The following is a 19,031-nucleotide window of genomic DNA, read 5'->3' as shown; positions in this document are numbered from 1 at the left end:
ATAATTATGATATACTATATTTGGTTTTTGTGCAAAAATAGTGTATAATATTATTGTATTTAAAGTATATTATTATGTTTCATATAAACAGAGCTCTTAGCTTCAGATGGAGTTTTTACTCCAACTGAAGGTTAGAGATCGTTATCCATGGACGTAGCTGCCGTTATCTCCCACTTTGTTAGAAGTGGGAGTGTTACGGCAGCTACGTCTCTGGATAAACTTACCCATTTTAAAAGAAGAATTAGAATTTATAGTAAACTTCTGAAATTTATATTTTAAATTTAAAATAACTCCTAATGGAACTTTATCCTTAAACATTAAAATTTATCTTATAAATACAAAAGTTAATTAGAAATAAAATATTAATCATCAATAGGATTAAATGCATTCCTTTATTAAGTTTATAAAATAAATTATAATAAGTATAGAAAATATTTTTTTAATGCTTTATAATATTAATATAAAATATCGTCCCAGTGGGACGCGATATGTCCTAATAATGTTTGAAAGGTGGTATTTAAATGGCATTAGTAACTACTAAAGAAATGTTCCAAAAGGCTTTTGAAGGCAAATACGCAATAGGAGCTTTCAATATTAACAACTTAGAGATAATTCAAGGTGTGGTAAGAGGTTGTAAAGCTAGAAATTCTGCAGTTATACTTCAAGTATCAAAGGGAGCTCTAAAATATGCTGGAGCTGGTTATTTGAAAAAAATGGTTGAAGCTGCTATAGAAGAAACTGGTATAGATATAGCTCTTCATTTAGATCACGGTCCAGATTTTGAAACAGTAAAAGAAGTTATAGATGCTGGATTTACATCTGTTATGTTTGATGGTTCTCACTATGAGTTTGAAGAAAACATCAAAAGAACAAAAGAAATAGTAGAATATGCTCACGAAAGAGGAGTTGTAGTTGAAGCTGAACTTGGAAGACTTGCTGGTGTGGAAGATGATGTTAAGGTTGCTGAACACGAAGCTATATACACTGATCCAGATGAAGCTTTAGAATTTGTTAAAAGAACTGGTGTTGATTCTTTAGCTATAGCTATAGGAACAAGCCACGGTGCTTATAAATTTAAAGGAGAAGCTAAACTAAGATTTGACATTCTTCAACAAATCACTGATAAGTTAGAAGCTAATGGATTTAAAAACTATCCAATAGTTCTTCACGGAGCTTCTGCTGTAGAACCTATGTATGTTGAAATGTGCAATAATTATGGTGGAAATATAGCTGGTGCTAAAGGTGTTCCTGCTGAAATGTTAAGAAAAGCTTCTTCCATGGCAGTATGCAAAATAAACATGGACACTGACTTAAGATTAGCTATGACTGGTTCTATAAGAAAAGTATTTGGTGAAAATCCAAAAGAATTTGACCCAAGAAAATACTTAGGACCTGCTAGAGATGCAATACAAAAATTAGTTGAAGATAAAATAGACAATATATTAGGTTCTGAAAACTCAAATAACTAATTTTTTATTAATCCCTAATCACCAGTTACTAATCCCCTACTCATTTGAGGATTAGTAACTAGAAATTAGGGATTATATTTATTTATAGGCTAATGATTAAAAATTAATACTTAGAAATTATGTTTATTTAAGCACTGTAGATTAAGTATTAGTTATTATATTTGATTGAGCACTAAGTATTATAAATTATTATTTTGCTTATTTTGCTTATTTTTCTATATAATTTTTAACAAATTTTATTACCATGTTTATAGTTCCATCACCATTTCTTTGAATTTCAAATCTGCTGTTATCTCCATAGGTTTCTTCATCTATATATAAATCTATATCCTTATCAATTTTAAGTCTAACCCTCTTTAATTTTTTCTCTACCCATTCCTTATCTATTTTAACTTCATCTTCCACACCTGATTCTTTAACATAGCCCCTAAAATTATCTCTAATTTCTGGTTCTAAAAACAATTCATCACTTATGGAGTTTACATCTATAACTTCTCCATTTTTAACTCTTTTTTTAATGGTACTTCTCACCTTTTCAGCTACATCAGCATTTTCGCTCAAATTATTTCTGGTCCATTTTTCCGCAGCATTTAAAAAGTTTTTTGTCATATCTCTTTCATTATTTATTAAAAAGCATCCTAAATAGTTATTTATAAAATAATTAGATCCATACTCTTCTTTATCTTTAGTCTTCTTCTGTTTATCTAAAACCATTAAGTCTACTTCATTATCCTCATTTAATAATTTTATAAAAGCAGCCTTTTGAATTTTTTCTCCACTGGTTGGTAGTCCTGTAAGCTGAGTTATTATGTCTATATCAAATTTACCATCTTTAAACTCTACCTTATGAGAATAATTTTTTATATAATCCATTTTAATAATTCCCAGCATAGGTCCATATTCTGTGGATATACTAACTACTATAAGATCACAAGAAGGTATGTTTCCATTGGATTTCATAAGAGAAAATAGCTGATTGGCCAGCTCCTTTGAAACTTCTAAAAGACTATTTTCTCCCCTTAAATACTCTTGAGATAAATCTTTTATTACGTTTCTATTTTGTTTAAAAGAAGCATACTTTAGTTCCTCATCCTTAAACACCCTTTGAACGTGTTTTAATAAAAATTCATATATTTCATCATTTATAGTAAGTACACGCTCATTTAACAATGGCTCTTCCCCATTGTTATCCAATACATGTATTATGCCTTCATTTATGGCTATATCATTTACGTATTCCATATTTACCACCCTTTTTCCTATTCTATTCTTAAAAAATAATAGCATAAGATTAGTATGTTTACAAACATGACTACTTAATCGTGAATTCTTCTTTTTTACTATTACTTTTTAAATTTTAAATTATAAATTTTTATTATATAATTGTATATTACAGATTACAGTGGTTTAATATACAATTATATGAAATAATATAATTTATACTATTTGTATTTATTATATTACGTGGTATATTGATGTAAATAACCACTGAGTATTATGATAAATTTATAAAAAAGGAGCAATTTATATGAGAAATATAAAATTAACTTTTCAATATGACGGAACCAAATATCAAGGATGGCAAAGACTTAGAAACACCCCAAACACTATACAGGAGAAAATGGAAAGCATTTTAAGCTTATTTACCAATGAAAATATTGAACTAACATGTTCAGGCAGAACTGATGCAGGTGTTCATGCAGAAAATGCTGTTGCAAACTTTAAAACAAATTGCACTTCCTCTACAGAAGAAATTTTCCACTACTGCAATACATATATGCCAAAGGATATAGTGGTAAAAAAAGTAGATGAAGTAGATGAAAATTTTCATTCTAGATATAATGCAAAAGAAAAGATATATACATACAAAATATGTAACAATACATTTCACAATGTATTTACAAGAAAATATTCTTATCATATCCCTACTAAACTAAATATAGATAAAATGAGAGAAGCTGCCTCTTTTTTAGTTGGAGAGCATGATTTTAAATCTTTCACAGCTTTAAAATCTAAAAAGAAATCCACCGTTAGGCAAATTTATTCTATCAATATAATCGAGGAAGATGGAAATATAGATATGGTTTTTCATGGAAATGGCTTTTTATACAAAATGGTAAGAATACTTGCTGGAACACTTATAGAGGTAGGCCTTAGTAATATAGAATCTGATTCCATACCCCATTTATTGTTCCTAAAGGATCGTAGTCAATCCGGCCCTACAGCTCCAGCTCATGGACTTTTTTTGACTAGGGTAGTTTATTAGGGGCTAGGTGCTAGGGAAGGATAAAACTCATGAGGGAGTTTTAAGAAAATATAAATTCAAGAAATTCCATAGGAATTTCAACATTATTTGATATTTGATATTTCTATATTTTCGTTGGCTGCCGCCAATAAACAGAGCTCTAACCTTCAAATGGAGTTTTTACTCCAACTGAAGGTTAGAGCTCGTTATCCAGGGACGTAGCTGCCGTTATCTCCCACTTTATTAAAAGTGGGAGTGTTACGGCAGCTACGTCTCTGGATAAAAAATTTTTTAAGCCCCTAAAAAAAAGGTATAACCTCTTCGTTTAATGAATCAGTTATACCTTTTCCACTATATCATTTATTCAATTAAAGATTTTCCGTAACGCAGTGGAGGAAAATCTTCCTTTCCTAGTACCTAGCACCCAGTACCTAGTACCTAATCTTCTACTTCTTACTTAATTCTCAATTGTCAATTGTCACTTCGTACTTCCTCCACAAATTCCAATTTATCCAATATTAGCACACTGTCTAACTAGCCCACTTAAGCTATTTTAGTGAATTCATCATTGTAGTGGATTTATTTTTTGCTTGTTGCACTTCATTGTCTTGAGCATCCTTAGTTTGATACCATCCCTTTTGTCTCATGGCATCGTAAACTTTATATTGTATATCTTGTGTACGGCTAAAATTATCTACTAATACATTTCTTAAATTTGGGCATGATGATTCAGTTATTCCAGTGCCATACGCTGATATAACTTGTTTTTCTGTGGCAAGTATATCTTGCATTAATTCTTGCTCTGTAAATGATGGTTGATTTGTCATTTAGTATCATCCTTTCTTAATTTATATTTTTACATTTGAATACTTTTAATTACTTTCAATATATTTAAATCTACCAGTATTTAAATTATATTTTATGGGTATGTGATGTTTTTTAGGGAAATAGCTCTTGCTTATTTTAAAATTTAGTTATGAGAATCTAAATAATTTTTTAGAGCTGTAAAGTTTGTTTTATGTGTTGCTGCGCCCTGCTGACAAACTTGCTTTAAGTTTGCATCTGTACAGTATTCAGCATATTGGCTACATTTTTTGTTCATTAAAGCTTCATATGCTAGCTGATCTTCTAGTGTTTTTAAATTTCTAGCGTCTAGTTGATTATTTCCTGGATTCATAGTATTCATAAAATTCACCCTCCTATAAATTATTTGTAACTACATTTATTATTGTTTCCTCAATGACTATAAATATTTGAAGTACTTAATTCAATTGTGGTTAATTTTTCACTATGATATAATATTTTAGTAATAAGGAGTGATTTTTTTGAAAGAAATGGAAATTAGAATTATAGAAATAGATGTAGATAGCATAAGAAGTAAATTACTTTCTTTAGGTTGCGCTAAAGTAAAGGAGGAAAATCAAACAAATTTAATATATGATTTTCCAGATAAAAAGCTTTTAAATAATAAAGGTTATGCTAGAATAAGAATTGTAGAAGATTTAATTAAAAATAAAATTACAAACTATATGACAGTAAAAAAATTATTAAGCTCAGAAAAGTATAAGGTAATGGAAGAAAATGAAACAGAAATTTTAAGTAGTGAAGAAGGTAAAAAAATTTTTGAATCTCTTGGCTTATGCCTAGTTCAAGGAATACAAAAATACAGAGAAAGCTATAAATTCAAAGACACTCTTATTGAAATAGATATTAATCAAAAGGATTTTTGTCCTTTTCCTTATATTGAAATCGAAAGCTGCCATGAAAATCAACTAAAGGAAGTAGTTCATCTTTTAGGATACGCTATGGAAGATACTACTTCAAAAACTATATATGAAATATTAAAAGATAAAGGAGTTACAAAAGGATTATAATGTTTGGATATGTTACTCCATGCATTCCTGAGTTAAAGGTTAAGGAATATTATAAATTCAAAGCCTATTACTGTGGATTGTGTAAAAGCATTAAAAATAACTATGGAAATTTACCTAGATTTTCTTTAAATTACGATATGACCTTTTTAGCTATACTTATTGATTCCCTAAGTAATAAGGATGCTTCATTTAAAAAATCCTTTTGCCCAGTTCATCCCTTAAAGAAAAATCTAGTAATGGAAGGCAATCCTGCGCTGGATTACGCTTCCTTTTGCAATGTAGTTTTATTTTATTACAAACTTTTAGATGATTTTAATGATGATAAAAATATAAAAAGCAAAATACTAAGTACCTTTTTAGGACGTTATTTAAAAAATATACCTAAAGATCTTAGTGAAATTGAAACTTCCGTAGAAAATAAATTAAAAGAGCTTTATTTTTTAGAAAATTCAGCAGATAAATACAGCATTGATGAATATTCTCATGCTTTTGGTGATCTTACGGGATTTTTACTTGTAAATTATTTTAACAATGAAGATTTTGAGAATGATTTATACTGGTTAGGCTATAATTTAGGAAAATGGATATACATAATTGATGCCTTTGACGATTTAGAAGATGACATGAAAAAAAATAAATTTAATCCTATAAATAAATATTTAAATGTTAATAACAGGCCTTTCGAAGAATTTTCTAAGGATATAGAAAATAGAATAGATTTTTCATTAGTTGCCTGTGCCAATAACTGCCTTATGTATTTAAAAAAACTACCTATAAATAAAAACAATGATTTATTAGAAAATATATTAATGTTTGGTTTAATGGAAAAAATGGACAAAGTTTTTAAAAGGAGTGACCTTAATCATGAGCAATCCCTATGAAGTTTTAGGAGTTAGTCAAAATTCTTCTATAGATGATATTAAAAGAGCTTATAGAGAGCTAGCTAAAAAATATCATCCAGATCAATATGAAAATAATCCCCTTAGGGAATTAGCAGAAACTAAAATGAGAGAAATCAATGAAGCCTATGATTATTTAATGAAAAATCATAATAATGCCTACAACAACAATACTTATAATAATAGCAACAATTACACAAATAATAGCTATGGAAATAATACTTATTCTGACAATATGGCATATCAATACATAAGAATGGACATTCAAAATAATAATTTAAGAGAGGCAGAAGCTAAACTAAATAAAATTATGAATAGGGATGCTCAGTGGCATTACCTAATGGGTGTACTTTATATGAAAAAAGGCTGGTATGATCAGGGATTAACACACTTAACCAATGCATATAATTTAGAACCTAATAACCCTGAATACAGGGATGCTTATAACCAACTACAAAGGATGAATAATTCTTATAGACAAAGCTATAGGACTCGAAATGATTCTGATAATGATATGTGCAAAATATGTGCTGGTCTTTATTGCGCTGACTGTCTATGTGAATGCTGTGGAGGAGATTTAATTTCTTGTTGTTAGGAGATGGTTAATATGAATAAAGCCTCTTACACTGCCAAAGGTGGGCTATTTGCTGCTTTAAGTATTTTACTTATTTACTTAAGCACTGTAATTCCTACTAATAGACTTCTTTTTCTCGGAGCTGCATCACTTATTATACCTTTGTGTATATTAATGTTAGATCTTAAGTATGCCCTGCTTGTATACTTAGTTTCTTCCATAGTGAGCTTATGGCTCTTAGGTCCAAGAGGCACCGTAGTTATATATATACTATTCTTCGGATTATATGGAATAATAAAGTTTTATATTGAAAAACTACAAAAACTTCCGCTAGAAATTATGTTTAAACTTTTTACCTTTAATATTTTTTTAGTTATAATATACCTTATTTTAAAATTTATGTTTATAGATCAAATAGATGCTCGCTTTTATAACTATAAATATTTAGTATTTTTTGTTTCTCAATTTGTATTCTTATTTTATGACTACGTCCTTACTATATTTATAAGCTATTTAAAAAAACATTTTATCCGATGACTACCTGCCGTAACACTCCCACTTCTAACAAAGTGGGAGTTAACGGCAGCTACGTCCCTGGATAACGATCTCTAACCTTCAGTTGGAGTTTTTTAACTCCATCTGAAGCTAAGAGCTCTGTTTATAGGAAAATTCAAATAATTACTATTGACAATATTTGTTTTTTGTATATAATATGTTAGTAATATCTTTTTTAAATTTAATATTTAAAGCATTGAAGAGGAGTAGTAGTATTAGATGCATTTAAAGAGAGCTGTTGCTTGGTGCAAAACAGTAATGCTATAGTGTGAACTTGCCTCAGAGCATATCTGTTAAAAACAGATACGGTTAAACCGTTATATTTTGAAGAGAGGTTTTATTTTACTAAAGCCTAAAAAGAGTGGTACCGCGGATAGATCTTTCGTCTCTTAATAGAGATGAAGGATTTTTTTATTTACAAAAATATAAATTTACTTATTATAAATAAAAAACTTGGAAGCAATAAAAATAAATTAGAAGGGAGAAGGTTAAGTTTCCCCAGGTTTTCTTAATCTGATATGTATATGAGCAATTACGGAACAATTATAGACCAAAAATGGCAAAAGAAATGGGAAGAATCTGGACTTTATAATTTTGATGAAAATAGTAATAAGCCAAAATTATATACATTAGAAATGTTTTCTTATCCTTCTGGAAGTAAGCTTCATGCTGGTCACTGGTTTAACTATGGTCCTGTGGATTCTTGGGCTAGAATGAAGAGAATGCAAGGATATAATGTATTCCAACCTATGGGTTTTGATGCTTTTGGACTTCCAGCAGAAAACTATGCTATAAAAACTGGAATTCACCCAAAGGATTCTACTGATAAGAATATTGAGACTATGGAAAAACAATTAAGAGCTATGGGCGCTATGTTCAACTGGGATCATGAATTGGTAACTTGCAAACCTGATTACTACAAATGGACTCAATGGGTTTTCTTAAAACTTTATGAAAAAGGATTAGCTTATAGAAAGAAAGCTCCTGTAAACTGGTGCCCTAGCTGTAATACTGTTCTAGCTAATGAGCAAGTTGTAGATGGCTGCTGCGAAAGATGTGATACAGAAGTTACTAAAAAAGACTTAACTCAATGGTTCTTTAAAATTACTAATTATGCAGAAGAACTTTTGGAAAAATTAGATGATCTAGATTGGCCTGAAAGAACTAAAGCTATGCAAAAACATTGGATTGGAAAATCCACTGGTGCAGAAGTAAACTTTAAAGTAAAAGACAGCTCCATAGCTTTTGATGTTTTCACTACTAGAGCTGATACTTTATTTGGAGTTTCCTATGTGGTTTTAGCTCCTGAAAATCCTTTAGTAGATGAATTAACTAAGGAAGAATTTAAAGAAGCTGTTGAAGATTACAAAGCTGCAGCTAAAAAACAATCAGAAATAGAAAGACAATCCATAACAAGAGAAAAAACTGGTGTATTTACTGGTTCTTACGCTATAAACCCTGTAAACGGCAAAGAAGTACCTGTTTGGGTAGGTGATTATGTACTTGCAACTTATGGTACTGGAGCAGTTATGGCCGTTCCTGCTCATGATGAAAGAGACTTTGCTTTTGCTACAAAATACAATCTTCCAATAGTTAGGGTTATAGAAGGAGGAGAAGAACTTCCTTACACTGAATATGGAACTCTTGTAAATAGTGATGAATTTACTGGACTTAAATCTGAAGAAGCTAAAGAGGCTATAGTTAAAAAGCTTGAATCCCTAAACTGTGGTTCTGGAAAAACTAATTATAGACTTAGAGATTGGCTTATATCAAGACAAAGATACTGGGGAGCTCCTATTCCTATAGTATACTGTGACAAATGTGGAACTGTAGCAATACCAGAAGAACAGCTTCCAGTAGAACTTCCATACAATGTAGAATTTGCTCCAGATGGAAAATCTCCATTGGCTAAGTGCGATGATTTTATAAACACTACTTGTCCTGTATGTGGAGGACCTGCAAAACGTGAAGCAGACACTTTAGATACTTTTGTTTGCTCTTCCTGGTACTTCTTAAGATATGTGGATAACAATAATTCTGAAAAGGCCTTTGACAGCGAAAAGGTTAATAAACTGCTACCAGTTGACATGTATGTAGGCGGTCCTGAACATGCTTGTATGCACCTTTTATATGCAAGATTTGTTACCAAAGCCTTAAGAGATATGGGTTACATTAATTTTGATGAGCCTTTTAAATCTTTAAAACACCAAGGACTTATTCTTGGACCTGATGGACAAAAAATGAGTAAATCTAAGGGAAATACTATTTCTCCTGATGAATATATAAAGGAATTTGGCTCAGATGTATTTAGAATGTACTTGATGTTTGGATTTGCCTATGAAGAAGGTGGAGCATGGAGTGATGAAGGAATAAAGGCTGTATCTAAATTTATAGACAGAATAGAAAGAACTCTTCAAAGTGCTATAGATAGAATTAATTCAAAAGAAAAAGTTAAAGACTCCATGGATAAAGAAGAAAAGGAACTTAACTATAGCAGACATTACGCTATAAAAAATGTATCTGAGGATGCTGAAAAACTTCAATTTAACACTGCTATAGCAAGACTTATGGAATTCAATACTGCTTTGTCAAAATACTGCAGTGAAGAAATTATAAATGCTGCTTTCTTAAAAGAAACAGTTGTAGATTTCATAAAATTAATATCTCCTTTTGCACCACATTTTGCAGAAGAACAATGGTCTTTAATAGGAAAAGATTTTTCAGTATTCAATGAACAATGGCCAGTATTTAATCCAGCTGCTTTAGTTAAAGATGAAATAGAAATAGCTATTCAAATAAATGGCAAAATTAAGTCTAAAATAAATATATCTTCTAGCTTAAATGAAGAGGCTATAAAAGAAGCTGCTTTAGATGATGAAAAAGTAAAAGAAAATCTAGAGGGCAAAGATGTGAAAAAAGTAATTGTAATTAAAGGTAGACTTGTTAATATAGTTGCGAAATAAGTAAAAAGTAATAAGTAATAAGTAATAAAGGAAATCCCTAGTTTCTAGTGCCTAGTCCCCGATTATATTGTTGGGGATTGGAGACTGGAGATTAGGGATTAAATTTAATTCTTTATTTGTATCTGTCTACAATTTTTTGTGTTAAATTTAAAAGCTCATTTAACTCGTATATTTCTCCCTTTTCTATAAGTCTATCCAACTGTTTTCTGTAGGTATTTGCTTCGCTTACCTTACCTATAGAAGTTAAAACTAATATGTTATTCATTATATCCGATACTATGCTGGACTTAACTTCGAAAAGCTTCTGTGCATCCTTTATCTCCTCTTTTATTTTGGACATTTCTTCATCTAAATTAAAAGCTGCATCTGCGGCGCTTTTTAATTTAACTTTTACATCCTCTGGTATATCATGCTTATATTTATAGTTTAATGAATGTTCTATAGTAGCCCAAAAATTCATTGCCAAAGTTCTTATTTGAAGTTCTGCCAATATGAATTTCTGTCCTTCAGCCATGTTTACCGGATACCTTATTATCACATGATGGCTTCTATACCCACTTTGTTTAACATTAGTTACATAATCCTTTTCATAAATTATCTGCATGTCCTTTCTGCTTCTTACAAGTTCCACAACCTTTTCTATATCATCTACAAATTGGCACATTATTCTTATGCCAGCTATATCTTCCATTTCATATTCTATTCTATCTAAAGGTATATTAAATTTATTGGCTTTTTCCAATATACTAGATATTTCTTTTACCCTTCCTGTTACAAATTCAATAGGAGAATATTCATTCTTTTTTCTATACTCTCTTCTTATGCTTCTAAACTTAACTTTAAGTTCCTCAACTGCTTGATAATACGGTATTAAAAATCCACTCCATTGTATTATTGCCATATGCTCTTCATCCTTTTCTATCTATTTTTATTACCCTGTATTTATTCCATTATACCAAAATATTATACATATGATAATTATATGTTATAATATTTTTATTAATCCAGCTACGTCCCTGGATAACGATCTCTAACCTTCAGTTGGAGTTAAAACTCCATCTGAAGCTAAGAGCTCTGTTTATTAGATTAGGTGATATTTTGAACGACAACATATTTTCTGGTTTAGAAAAGCTAGGTTTTAACGATATACATAATGTGGACTTATACAATACAGCTAGCGAGAAAGAAGCGAAAAAACATATGGAAAATAAGTTAGACAATAATAATTGTAAATTTTTATATAAAAAAGAAATTCTATGCCCTGTATGTAATAATAAATTTAAAGAAAAAGCCGTAAAAACCTCCGCTTATGTTATGGATACAAAAGACAGTGATTTTTTTATAAGATATAGATTTATTAATCCTTATTTCTATGATGTATGGGTTTGCCCTTGTTGCGGATATTCAGCTATGAAAGCAGATTTTTTAAAAATAAAAAGTCATGAAATAAGTTTAGTAAAAGAAAAAATCACTCCTAGATGGAAAAAAAGAGAATATCCTGAGGAATTTAATGCAGATATAGCCATAGAACGATATAAATTGGCCTTATTAAATTATTACATTACAGAAACAGTTTCTAGTAAAAAGGCCATGGCTTGTTTAAAGCTAGCTTGGATGTATAGATTAAAAAACCTTAATGAAAATGAAAATGAATTTTTAAACCAAGCTCTTAATGGCTTTGAAAATGCTTTTTTTAAAGAATCATTACCTATATACGGTATGGACAGATACACAACTATGTATTTAATTGGAGAAATTAACAGAAGAATTGGAAATGATGAAAAAGCTTTATTATGGTTCAGCAAAGTTATAACCCAGCCTGGAGTCAAGTTCAAATTAAAAGAACTGGCAAGAGATCAAAGAGATTTGATTAAAGCTTTAAATCGTTAAGTACAATAATTTAGGCTGATAAACTCCACTAACATAATAGTTGGAATTTTATCAGCCTTTTATACATGCCTAATCTAATATTTTTATTGGATTGAAATCTAAATAATCTGCAGAAGTAACTATATATTCTATGCCATCTATATTACCTTGAAAAAGCCTTTTTAAGGATGGTCCATGCAAATGACCATATACTACTTTTTCAACTTCATATTCCTTTAACATATCTATAATTTCTGTGTTTTGAAACTTATCATTAGTAGGTGGATAATGAAGCATTACTATAATCTTTTTAAATCCGTTTTTCTTAGCACTATCTAATGATAACTTCAGCCTTATTAATTCCCTATTATATATTTTTTTGTTGTGTTCTGTAGAATTATCCCCATAAGGTATTATCCATCCACGAGTACCGCAAATAGCGTAATCTTCATATATAAAATAATTGTTCTGTATAAAATTCATATGATCATACAAATTATTTAGTTTAGTTATCCCTGTCCACCAATAATCATGGTTTCCCTTAACAAATATTTTTCTTCCTGGAAGATCATTAACCCATTGTAATTCCTTAATTCCCTCTTCCATATTCATGGACCAAGATATATCTCCTGCAATTAAAATAGTATCTTCCTCTTTTATTTTGTTAATCCAATTGTTTTTAATTTTTTCATCATGGTCTCTCCAATTCTCTCCGAAGATATCCATAGGTTTATCTGCACTTAAGGATAAATGCAAATCTGATAAAGCATATAATGCCATATTTATAACTCCTTTATTTTTTTATTGATGAATCCACATCCATTACGTAAGCTATTACTTTTGCTACTGTATCATATAATTCGTAAGGTATACTGCTGCCTACATCTACATTTAATAGTAAATTAGCTAGTTCTTCATTATATACTATAGGCACATTATTTTCATTAGCCTTCTCTAATATCTTATCAGCTATTTCCCCCATGCCAGCTGCTGTAACTATAGGAGCGTCATAATTCATATCATATTTTAAAGCTGCTGCTTTATTATTTTTATCCATAACTTTCTCCATTCTAGACTATTTTACATAATATATGCAAGTAAAAAATAAAATAACTTAATTATTAGATATGAGTAATTATACTTTAACATTTAATTTATTTAATCCAGAATCTCCAAAAAACTCCCTGCAATTAGATAAATTAAATTCCTCTTCTTTTTCACTTACCTGTACATAAATATTATAATTGCTATTGCACAGCATTTCCAATAGTTTCTCCTTATTTTTTTCCATTATCTTAGTCCAACTTTTTCCACATTTTATTTCTACATTCATTATTGCATTATCTACCCTAATAAACGTATCCACCACTCCCATATTTATAGTCTTAATGGAAGTAGCTATCTTTACATTTTTAGTATCTATAATTTTTCCCTTTTCTCTCCCGTCCTTTATTACCAATTTAAAAGGGTAATTGTTGTCTCTTATATTTATGGGCAAATCTAAATAATAATATTCATTGCTTAAAGAATTAAATATTTTAAAATTATTGACATTTTCCTTAAGCATCTCCATTACCTTATGATATGCTTTTGAATCCTCTTTAATAATGTTTGACATTAAATCCTTTATAATATTTTTCATCTCATTAGTTTTAGTTTCTAATTGATTCTTAACTTCCTTATGTAAATCCTCCCTAGTAATATCCCTATTTATATTTTCCATAGCCTCTTTAGCTTTATTTTCAGCATTACTTTGAATACTTTTATTTTCATTAGTGTTTTCAGTTTTATTTTGAATATTTTTGTTTGATATATCACTTTCAACTTTACTTTGAGCATTTTTATTTTCAATATTGTTTTTATTGTTGATTTCTGCACTAGTCATAGCAGCATTATCCTTAATGTTATTCCCATTACTGCTGTCAGTGTTTCCTTGAATTAATTTTTGTGAATTCACACCATTGCTATTTTCATTTTTATAATCATAATTATTTTCATTATAACTGGCTTTTACTTGTTCTTTTACATTTCCATGAGCAGCATCCTTTAAAAATTTTTCCTGTTCAAATATATTTTCCTCAAAGCTCTTTAATAATGTAAAAATATCCTTTGAGCCTTTAAATACATTTATAAAACCATCAATGTTTTCTTTTGAAATCTCTATATTATTTTCATATAATATTAAAACATCATCTAAATTCAATTTTTCAAGAGAGGTAAAAAATTCCTTTAATAGATTTTTTATTTCTGAACCTTCTTGTGAATCTAATGATATTCCTTTGCTGGATAAATACTTATCTATAAAATTGTTTATATAATCTTCATTATGTATTTTCTGCATCAAATTATCTATATTTTTTATATAAGATATATTTTCTTTAGTCAAAGGAATATTATGTTTTAACATTTCCCTTAATATATCTGAATCATCTTTATTTAAATTCATATTGCTATTTTTTAAAAATTCCTCTACGCTATCTTCCTGTGTCTTATTTAAAGATTGCTCTTGAAGTAACTTTAATATAAGGTTTCCGTCTTCAAAGGCCTCTACCTGAAACTTAATTAATCCATTGGGAACATAATCTAAAGGATTCTTTAATTTAGCTGTAAATTTCCAACCATCCAAAAGTTTAAGTATAATCTCTTCTTCCCCTGCATCTACAATTCTAGCCAAAAACTTTTCTCCCAATTCAAAAGTTAATTTTTCTCTATTTCTTTTACTATTTACTTGGTATACTCCCGGTATATTTCTTATTTCTGGCATTTAAAATCCCACCTTAAAAACTTCTTTTCTTTATTATCGTATAATTTCAAAAAATAAAGAGTCAAAAGTTCTGTTTAACTCTTAACTCTTTATTTTATAAATTAAATTACTATTTAAGCTGAAGTTTATAGAATTTTTTCTTTCCTCTCTTAACTAAAGCGTAACCATCTTGGAAAAATTCTTCTTGTAAATTACTATTAGCATCAGTTATTTTTTCATCATTAACTGTTAATCCACCCTGCTGTATAAGTCTTCTACCTTCTGATTTAGATGGAACTATTCCTCCATCAACTAATACTTCCAATAAAGAAGAACCTATCTTTTCCTTTCCAACTTCTACAGTTGGTACATTATCAAGTTTGCTTCCTGCACCAAATAAAGCCTCTGCTGCCTCTTGAGACTTTTTAGCCTCTTCTTCACCATGCACTAATTTTGTAACTTCATAAGCTAATACTCTTTTAGCTTCATTAATTTGTGCATCCTTTAAAGCACTTAATCTCTTAACTTCTTCCATAGGTACAAAAGTTAAAAGTGAAAGACATTTTTCTACATCCGCATCATTTACATTTCTCCAATATTGATAAAAATCATATGGAGATGTTTTCTTAGGGTCTAACCATAATGCTCCTTTTGCAGTTTTACCCATTTTATTTCCTTCACTATTAGTTAAAAGAGCGCAAGTCATAGCATATACTGGTTTTGATTCCTTTCTTCTTACAAGGTCGATACCAGCTAACATATTAGACCACTGATCATCTCCACCTAATTCCATAGTACAATTGTATTTTCTATAAAGTTCAAGGAAATCATAACCTTGCATAAGCATATAGTTAAATTCTAAGAAAGATAATCCTTTCTCTAATCTTTGTTTAAAACATTCTGCTGTAAGCATCTTATTTACAGAAAAACAAGAACCTATATCTCTTATAAATTCTATGTAATTTAAATCTAAAAGCCAATCTGCATTATTTACAAGTATAGCCTTGTCATCAGTAAAATCTATAAATCTTTTCATCTGTTCCTTTATGCAACTAACATTGTGATCAATAGTTTCCTTAGTCATCATTTGTCTCATATCTGTTCTACCAGAAGGATCTCCTATCATAGCAGTACCGCCACCAACTAATGCAATAGGTCTATGTCCAGCTCTTTGCATATGAGCCATAAACATAAGTGCAATAAAGTGACCCACGTGAAGACTATCAGCAGTTGGATCAAATCCTATGTAAAATGTAATTTTCTCTTTACCTAAAATATCCTTTATCTCATCATGAGTGGTTTGTTTTATGTAACCACGTTCTGATAGAATATCATAAACATTGCTCATCTATTATTCCTCCTATAAAGTTAAAATAAAACTCCCCTTTGCTTAAAAGGGGAGATAGTAATCTTCTTAATGAATTTATTATATCATTTTAAAAACTTTTTAACAACACAAAAACTTTTTAACACTAGCAATTAAAATGCATATTCCTAAATAGAAATATTATCATCATATAGGTATATTAAGTGCCTTTATGCTATATATTTTTTTACAAACTCAGGCACATTTTTCTCTACTTCATTAATGTTTATATAGAAATCCACTTCATATCTTTCCGATAATTCTTCTAAATTATAAAACAAATGTGCCGCATCCTTAAGACCTTCTTTTACAATATTACCTAGACCATCTATGAAAACAGTCTCAATATCGTAGTCTTCTGACAAAATGCCGCACAAGAAACCATAAAAACTCTTATAATCTTTTAAAATAAAATCATCTGTAGAAATAAATCTAATACTACTTTTAAGTTCACAACTTGGTCTAGAATCATCATCAATGTACACTAAATTTCCCTTGCTAGTTAAAGCCTTTTCATTAGCTAGTCTAATAAGCTCTTTTGTTTTACCTGAACCTTTTTCACCACAAAAAACACAAATCATTTTAAATCAACCCCTTACTCTAATATTTAGGTGCTGTTTTATATATTATATAATATTCAGAATATTTTTGCAATATTAACTCTGAATATTATTTTTTACATTTTTTATACCTGGATATATAATTTTAAAAGTATTTCCATAGGATGAATTTATAAATACCACTTTTCCATATTTTTTAAAGGCTCCCTTAATCCTAGTAAATCCAGTGCCCCCATGATTAAATCTTTTCTTTTCATCAAGGGTTATCAATTTTTCATATATCCACATATTTCTTTTAACGTAGTTAAGTGATTGAATATTTTTTCCCCTAATTAAAGCTCCAGGACTGCATAAAACCACACTATTATAATTTATTATAATTTCTATTTCCCTAGTAAAAATAGTGTAATCCCTATAAAGCACAGCATTTTTAACTCCCTCTAAAAGAGCATAAATAGGATAGCCCTCTGGCAAAATGCTGTAGAGTTTTTCTTCTACTTCATCAAGCATTTCTAAAAGCTGGCCTTTTATTATAAAAACTTCTCCTAGAGATTTGTTTATTCTATTCACTATTCTTATAATATTTTGTGGAAGAAAAATATTGTTTACCTTTGAAAATACTAAAAGCCCTCCTAGGGTAACACAGTATTCATTAGTATCCTTATCTCTATTTATAATAGAGGCACCTTCCATTAATATATATTTATTTTCATCATTTAATTCTATATTATTATACTTAAAATATTTTTTAATAAGCTCCATATCCAAAACTTCTGGACTACTTTTAATTATAGAACAAAGCTCACTATTTAAATTCATATTATTTTCGAAGGAAGATACTAGCTCATCTTTTCTCATGATATCTGTGGTAGAGCCCCTTCTTATATAAAAAGCTCCATTATCTCTTACCTGATATGGCTTTTGTTCACCATAATATATTGCTATTACAGCTAAATCCTTGCCATTATACTTCACTTTCTCTACAGATATTGGTATAGGCGGATCGCATCTAGAACTTACCACCTGCTGTATTTGTTCTTCTACTATCTCTTCAGTGTTTATTCCTATTATTTTTTTAGTTTTATCTTCAACACCTATTATGATGTGACCTCTTCCCCCCTGAGAATTGGCAATAGCACACACATCCTTAACCAATTCCTTCTTACCTGTATCAGTATTTATATCTAAGCTTTGTTTAAAATCTAATTTAGGCCCTTCTTCTTTTTTCAAAAGATTTTCTAGCTTCTTTTTATCCAAAATTATCACTCCAAAACATTCTTGTACTACTATTTTATTATTCCTATTTTATTTTATTTCATTATATAGTATTTTATCAGAGTTTTTATTAAACTTACAACATAAGAATGTTGCGACGCAACATTCTTATAATTGACAATTGACAATTGACAGTTGACAATTATGGATGTTTTGCTAATGCAAAACTAAAATTAAAAACAGAAAAAGACCTAAATATAGATAAATTCTATGTTTAGGTCTTTTAAAATTTTAGTTTTTCTGTAAGAAAAACTTCCTTCATTGTCCATTGTCCATTGTCCCTTGTCCATTATAAAATTGCATCGCAATTTAAGAATTAGGCGGAGCCTTTCGAAAATTTACATGATACTTATTAAAATAAAGTAGTAACTAAAATTCAATTTATTTTGCCGAAAGGCAATTGTTTGTATAAATCTCAGAGATTTAGCACCTAAATTCCAGTAAAAATTTTATTTTTACTGGAATTGTATCTTTTTACACTTACTTAAAGGGCTGGTAAGCCCGCAGACCGTTAGGTCGCAAAAATAATTACACTATCCCCTACCCCAAGAAATCTTTAAAATCAATTTCCAGTTTTATATTTGATTAAGTTTTTACAAATAGTGGGTTATGCCAACCATTTTCTATAATAAATCTTTC

Annotated in this window: 18 protein-coding genes and 1 other annotated feature; of the genes, 7 read left to right on the top strand and 11 right to left on the bottom strand. The window is 29.4% G+C overall.

Annotated features, from left to right (window positions below; all coding sequences use genetic code 11):
- The first annotated feature begins 521 nt into the window (after positions 1-521).
- The gene (fba, locus tag FGK85_RS08280) at positions 522-1,469 is read left to right on the top strand and encodes a class II fructose-1,6-bisphosphate aldolase (protein ID WP_138205534.1); all 948 of its coding nucleotides are present in this window, start codon (positions 522-524) and stop codon (positions 1,467-1,469) included.
- A gap of 207 nt (positions 1,470-1,676) precedes the next feature.
- Here fba and FGK85_RS08275 read toward each other — a convergent pair whose 3' ends face one another.
- Positions 1,677-2,711: a nucleoid-associated protein gene (locus FGK85_RS08275; protein ID WP_138205532.1), complete on the bottom strand. Its 1,035-nt coding sequence runs from the start codon at positions 2,709-2,711 to the stop codon at positions 1,677-1,679.
- 286 nt (positions 2,712-2,997) lie between these two features.
- Between FGK85_RS08275 and truA the strand changes: the two genes are divergently transcribed.
- Positions 2,998-3,735 (top strand): tRNA pseudouridine(38-40) synthase TruA, encoded by a 738-nt coding sequence (gene truA / locus FGK85_RS08270; protein ID WP_138205530.1) that lies wholly within the window; start codon positions 2,998-3,000, stop codon positions 3,733-3,735.
- Positions 3,736-4,262: 527 nt separating this feature from the next.
- On the opposite strand, the gene FGK85_RS08265 is transcribed toward truA, so the two are convergent.
- Both FGK85_RS08265 and FGK85_RS08260 read right to left on the bottom strand, forming a co-directional pair.
- The gene (locus FGK85_RS08265) at positions 4,263-4,541 is read right to left on the bottom strand and encodes a spore coat protein (RefSeq protein ID WP_138205528.1); all 279 of its coding nucleotides are present in this window, start codon (positions 4,539-4,541) and stop codon (positions 4,263-4,265) included.
- 143 nt (positions 4,542-4,684) lie between these two features.
- Positions 4,685-4,900: a hypothetical protein gene (locus FGK85_RS08260; RefSeq protein WP_138205526.1), complete on the bottom strand. Its 216-nt coding sequence runs from the start codon at positions 4,898-4,900 to the stop codon at positions 4,685-4,687.
- 139 nt (positions 4,901-5,039) lie between these two features.
- Between FGK85_RS08260 and FGK85_RS08255 the strand changes: the two genes are divergently transcribed.
- Genes FGK85_RS08255 through FGK85_RS08245 form a run of 3 tightly spaced genes read left to right on the top strand, consistent with a single transcriptional unit; the run spans position 5,040 to position 7,082 of the window.
- Positions 5,040-5,588 carry a class IV adenylate cyclase gene (locus FGK85_RS08255; RefSeq protein WP_138205524.1) on the top strand — a complete coding sequence of 183 codons (549 nt, stop codon included), beginning with the start codon at positions 5,040-5,042 and terminating at the stop codon, positions 5,586-5,588.
- Positions 5,588-6,469 (top strand): DUF5685 family protein, encoded by an 882-nt coding sequence (locus tag FGK85_RS08250; protein WP_138205522.1) that lies wholly within the window; start codon positions 5,588-5,590, stop codon positions 6,467-6,469. Before FGK85_RS08255 ends, FGK85_RS08250 begins: the two co-directional genes overlap by 1 nt.
- Complete coding sequence (locus FGK85_RS08245; RefSeq protein WP_138205520.1) at positions 6,453-7,082, top strand: DnaJ domain-containing protein; 630 nt, start codon at positions 6,453-6,455, stop codon at positions 7,080-7,082. The genes FGK85_RS08250 and FGK85_RS08245 overlap by 17 nt, the downstream gene beginning before the upstream one ends.
- A gap of 74 nt (positions 7,083-7,156) precedes the next feature.
- Here FGK85_RS08245 and FGK85_RS15745 read toward each other — a convergent pair whose 3' ends face one another.
- Positions 7,157-7,282 (bottom strand): hypothetical protein, encoded by a 126-nt coding sequence (locus tag FGK85_RS15745; protein WP_279232914.1) that lies wholly within the window; start codon positions 7,280-7,282, stop codon positions 7,157-7,159.
- A gap of 521 nt (positions 7,283-7,803) precedes the next feature.
- Positions 7,804-8,009: a binding site (T-box leader), on the top strand.
- Between the two features lie 131 nt (positions 8,010-8,140).
- On the opposite strand from FGK85_RS15745, the gene leuS reads away from it, so the two are divergent.
- Positions 8,141-10,579, top strand: coding sequence for a leucine--tRNA ligase (gene leuS / locus FGK85_RS08235; RefSeq protein WP_138205516.1), 2,439 nt, complete (start codon positions 8,141-8,143; stop codon positions 10,577-10,579).
- A 112-nt stretch (positions 10,580-10,691) separates the two neighbouring features.
- Here leuS and yjbM read toward each other — a convergent pair whose 3' ends face one another.
- On the bottom strand, positions 10,692-11,480 hold the full coding sequence (yjbM, locus tag FGK85_RS08230; RefSeq protein WP_138205513.1) for a GTP diphosphokinase: 789 nt from the start codon (positions 11,478-11,480) through the stop codon (positions 10,692-10,694).
- A gap of 197 nt (positions 11,481-11,677) precedes the next feature.
- On the opposite strand from yjbM, the gene FGK85_RS08225 reads away from it, so the two are divergent.
- Positions 11,678-12,469 (top strand): DUF2225 domain-containing protein, encoded by a 792-nt coding sequence (locus FGK85_RS08225; RefSeq protein WP_243122839.1) that lies wholly within the window; start codon positions 11,678-11,680, stop codon positions 12,467-12,469.
- Positions 12,470-12,538: 69 nt separating this feature from the next.
- On the opposite strand, the gene FGK85_RS08220 is transcribed toward FGK85_RS08225, so the two are convergent.
- The 6 genes from FGK85_RS08220 to FGK85_RS08195 form a co-directional block, all read right to left on the bottom strand.
- On the bottom strand, positions 12,539-13,228 hold the full coding sequence (locus FGK85_RS08220; protein ID WP_138205511.1) for a metallophosphoesterase: 690 nt from the start codon (positions 13,226-13,228) through the stop codon (positions 12,539-12,541).
- Between the two features lie 13 nt (positions 13,229-13,241).
- On the bottom strand, positions 13,242-13,505 hold the full coding sequence (locus FGK85_RS08215; protein WP_138205509.1) for an EscU/YscU/HrcU family type III secretion system export apparatus switch protein: 264 nt from the start codon (positions 13,503-13,505) through the stop codon (positions 13,242-13,244).
- A gap of 78 nt (positions 13,506-13,583) precedes the next feature.
- Positions 13,584-15,212: a hypothetical protein gene (locus FGK85_RS08210; RefSeq protein ID WP_138205507.1), complete on the bottom strand. Its 1,629-nt coding sequence runs from the start codon at positions 15,210-15,212 to the stop codon at positions 13,584-13,586.
- Positions 15,213-15,321: 109 nt separating this feature from the next.
- Positions 15,322-16,539 (bottom strand): tyrosine--tRNA ligase, encoded by a 1,218-nt coding sequence (gene tyrS, locus FGK85_RS08205; protein WP_138205505.1) that lies wholly within the window; start codon positions 16,537-16,539, stop codon positions 15,322-15,324.
- Between the two features lie 188 nt (positions 16,540-16,727).
- On the bottom strand, positions 16,728-17,138 hold the full coding sequence (locus FGK85_RS08200; RefSeq protein WP_138205503.1) for a hypothetical protein: 411 nt from the start codon (positions 17,136-17,138) through the stop codon (positions 16,728-16,730).
- Between the two features lie 75 nt (positions 17,139-17,213).
- The gene (locus tag FGK85_RS08195; RefSeq protein WP_138205501.1) at positions 17,214-18,374 is read right to left on the bottom strand and encodes an AlbA family DNA-binding domain-containing protein; all 1,161 of its coding nucleotides are present in this window, start codon (positions 18,372-18,374) and stop codon (positions 17,214-17,216) included.
- Between the last annotated feature and the right edge of the window lie 657 nt (positions 18,375-19,031).

Origin of the sequence: Haloimpatiens lingqiaonensis, assembly GCF_901447495.1 — a bacterium.
Classification (GTDB): domain Bacteria; phylum Bacillota; class Clostridia; order Clostridiales; family Clostridiaceae; genus Haloimpatiens; species Haloimpatiens lingqiaonensis.
Note: the sequence above shows the minus strand (reverse complement) of the source record. Positions and strands in the feature narration are given on the sequence as shown.

Coding starts and splice junctions, on each gene's coding strand:
- FGK85_RS08260 (WP_138205526.1), bottom strand. CDS start 4,900: ATGAATACTATGAATCCAGGAAATAATCAACTAGACGCTAGAAATTTA.
- FGK85_RS08250 (WP_138205522.1), top strand. CDS start 5,588: ATGTTTGGATATGTTACTCCATGCATTCCTGAGTTAAAGGTTAAGGAA.
- FGK85_RS08210 (WP_138205507.1), bottom strand. CDS start 15,212: ATGCCAGAAATAAGAAATATACCGGGAGTATACCAAGTAAATAGTAAA.
- FGK85_RS08200 (WP_138205503.1), bottom strand. CDS start 17,138: ATGATTTGTGTTTTTTGTGGTGAAAAAGGTTCAGGTAAAACAAAAGAG.
- FGK85_RS08215 (WP_138205509.1), bottom strand. CDS start 13,505: ATGGATAAAAATAATAAAGCAGCAGCTTTAAAATATGATATGAATTAT.
- FGK85_RS15745 (WP_279232914.1), bottom strand. CDS start 7,282: ATGGAAGAAACTAAGTATACAAGCAGGGCATACTTAAGATCTAACATT.
- FGK85_RS08220 (WP_138205511.1), bottom strand. CDS start 13,228: ATGGCATTATATGCTTTATCAGATTTGCATTTATCCTTAAGTGCAGAT.
- FGK85_RS08245 (WP_138205520.1), top strand. CDS start 6,453: ATGAGCAATCCCTATGAAGTTTTAGGAGTTAGTCAAAATTCTTCTATA.
- yjbM (WP_138205513.1), bottom strand. CDS start 11,480: ATGGCAATAATACAATGGAGTGGATTTTTAATACCGTATTATCAAGCA.
- tyrS (WP_138205505.1), bottom strand. CDS start 16,539: ATGAGCAATGTTTATGATATTCTATCAGAACGTGGTTACATAAAACAA.
- fba (WP_138205534.1), top strand. CDS start 522: ATGGCATTAGTAACTACTAAAGAAATGTTCCAAAAGGCTTTTGAAGGC.
- FGK85_RS08275 (WP_138205532.1), bottom strand. CDS start 2,711: ATGGAATACGTAAATGATATAGCCATAAATGAAGGCATAATACATGTA.
- FGK85_RS08265 (WP_138205528.1), bottom strand. CDS start 4,541: ATGACAAATCAACCATCATTTACAGAGCAAGAATTAATGCAAGATATA.
- leuS (WP_138205516.1), top strand. CDS start 8,141: ATGAGCAATTACGGAACAATTATAGACCAAAAATGGCAAAAGAAATGG.
- truA (WP_138205530.1), top strand. CDS start 2,998: ATGAGAAATATAAAATTAACTTTTCAATATGACGGAACCAAATATCAA.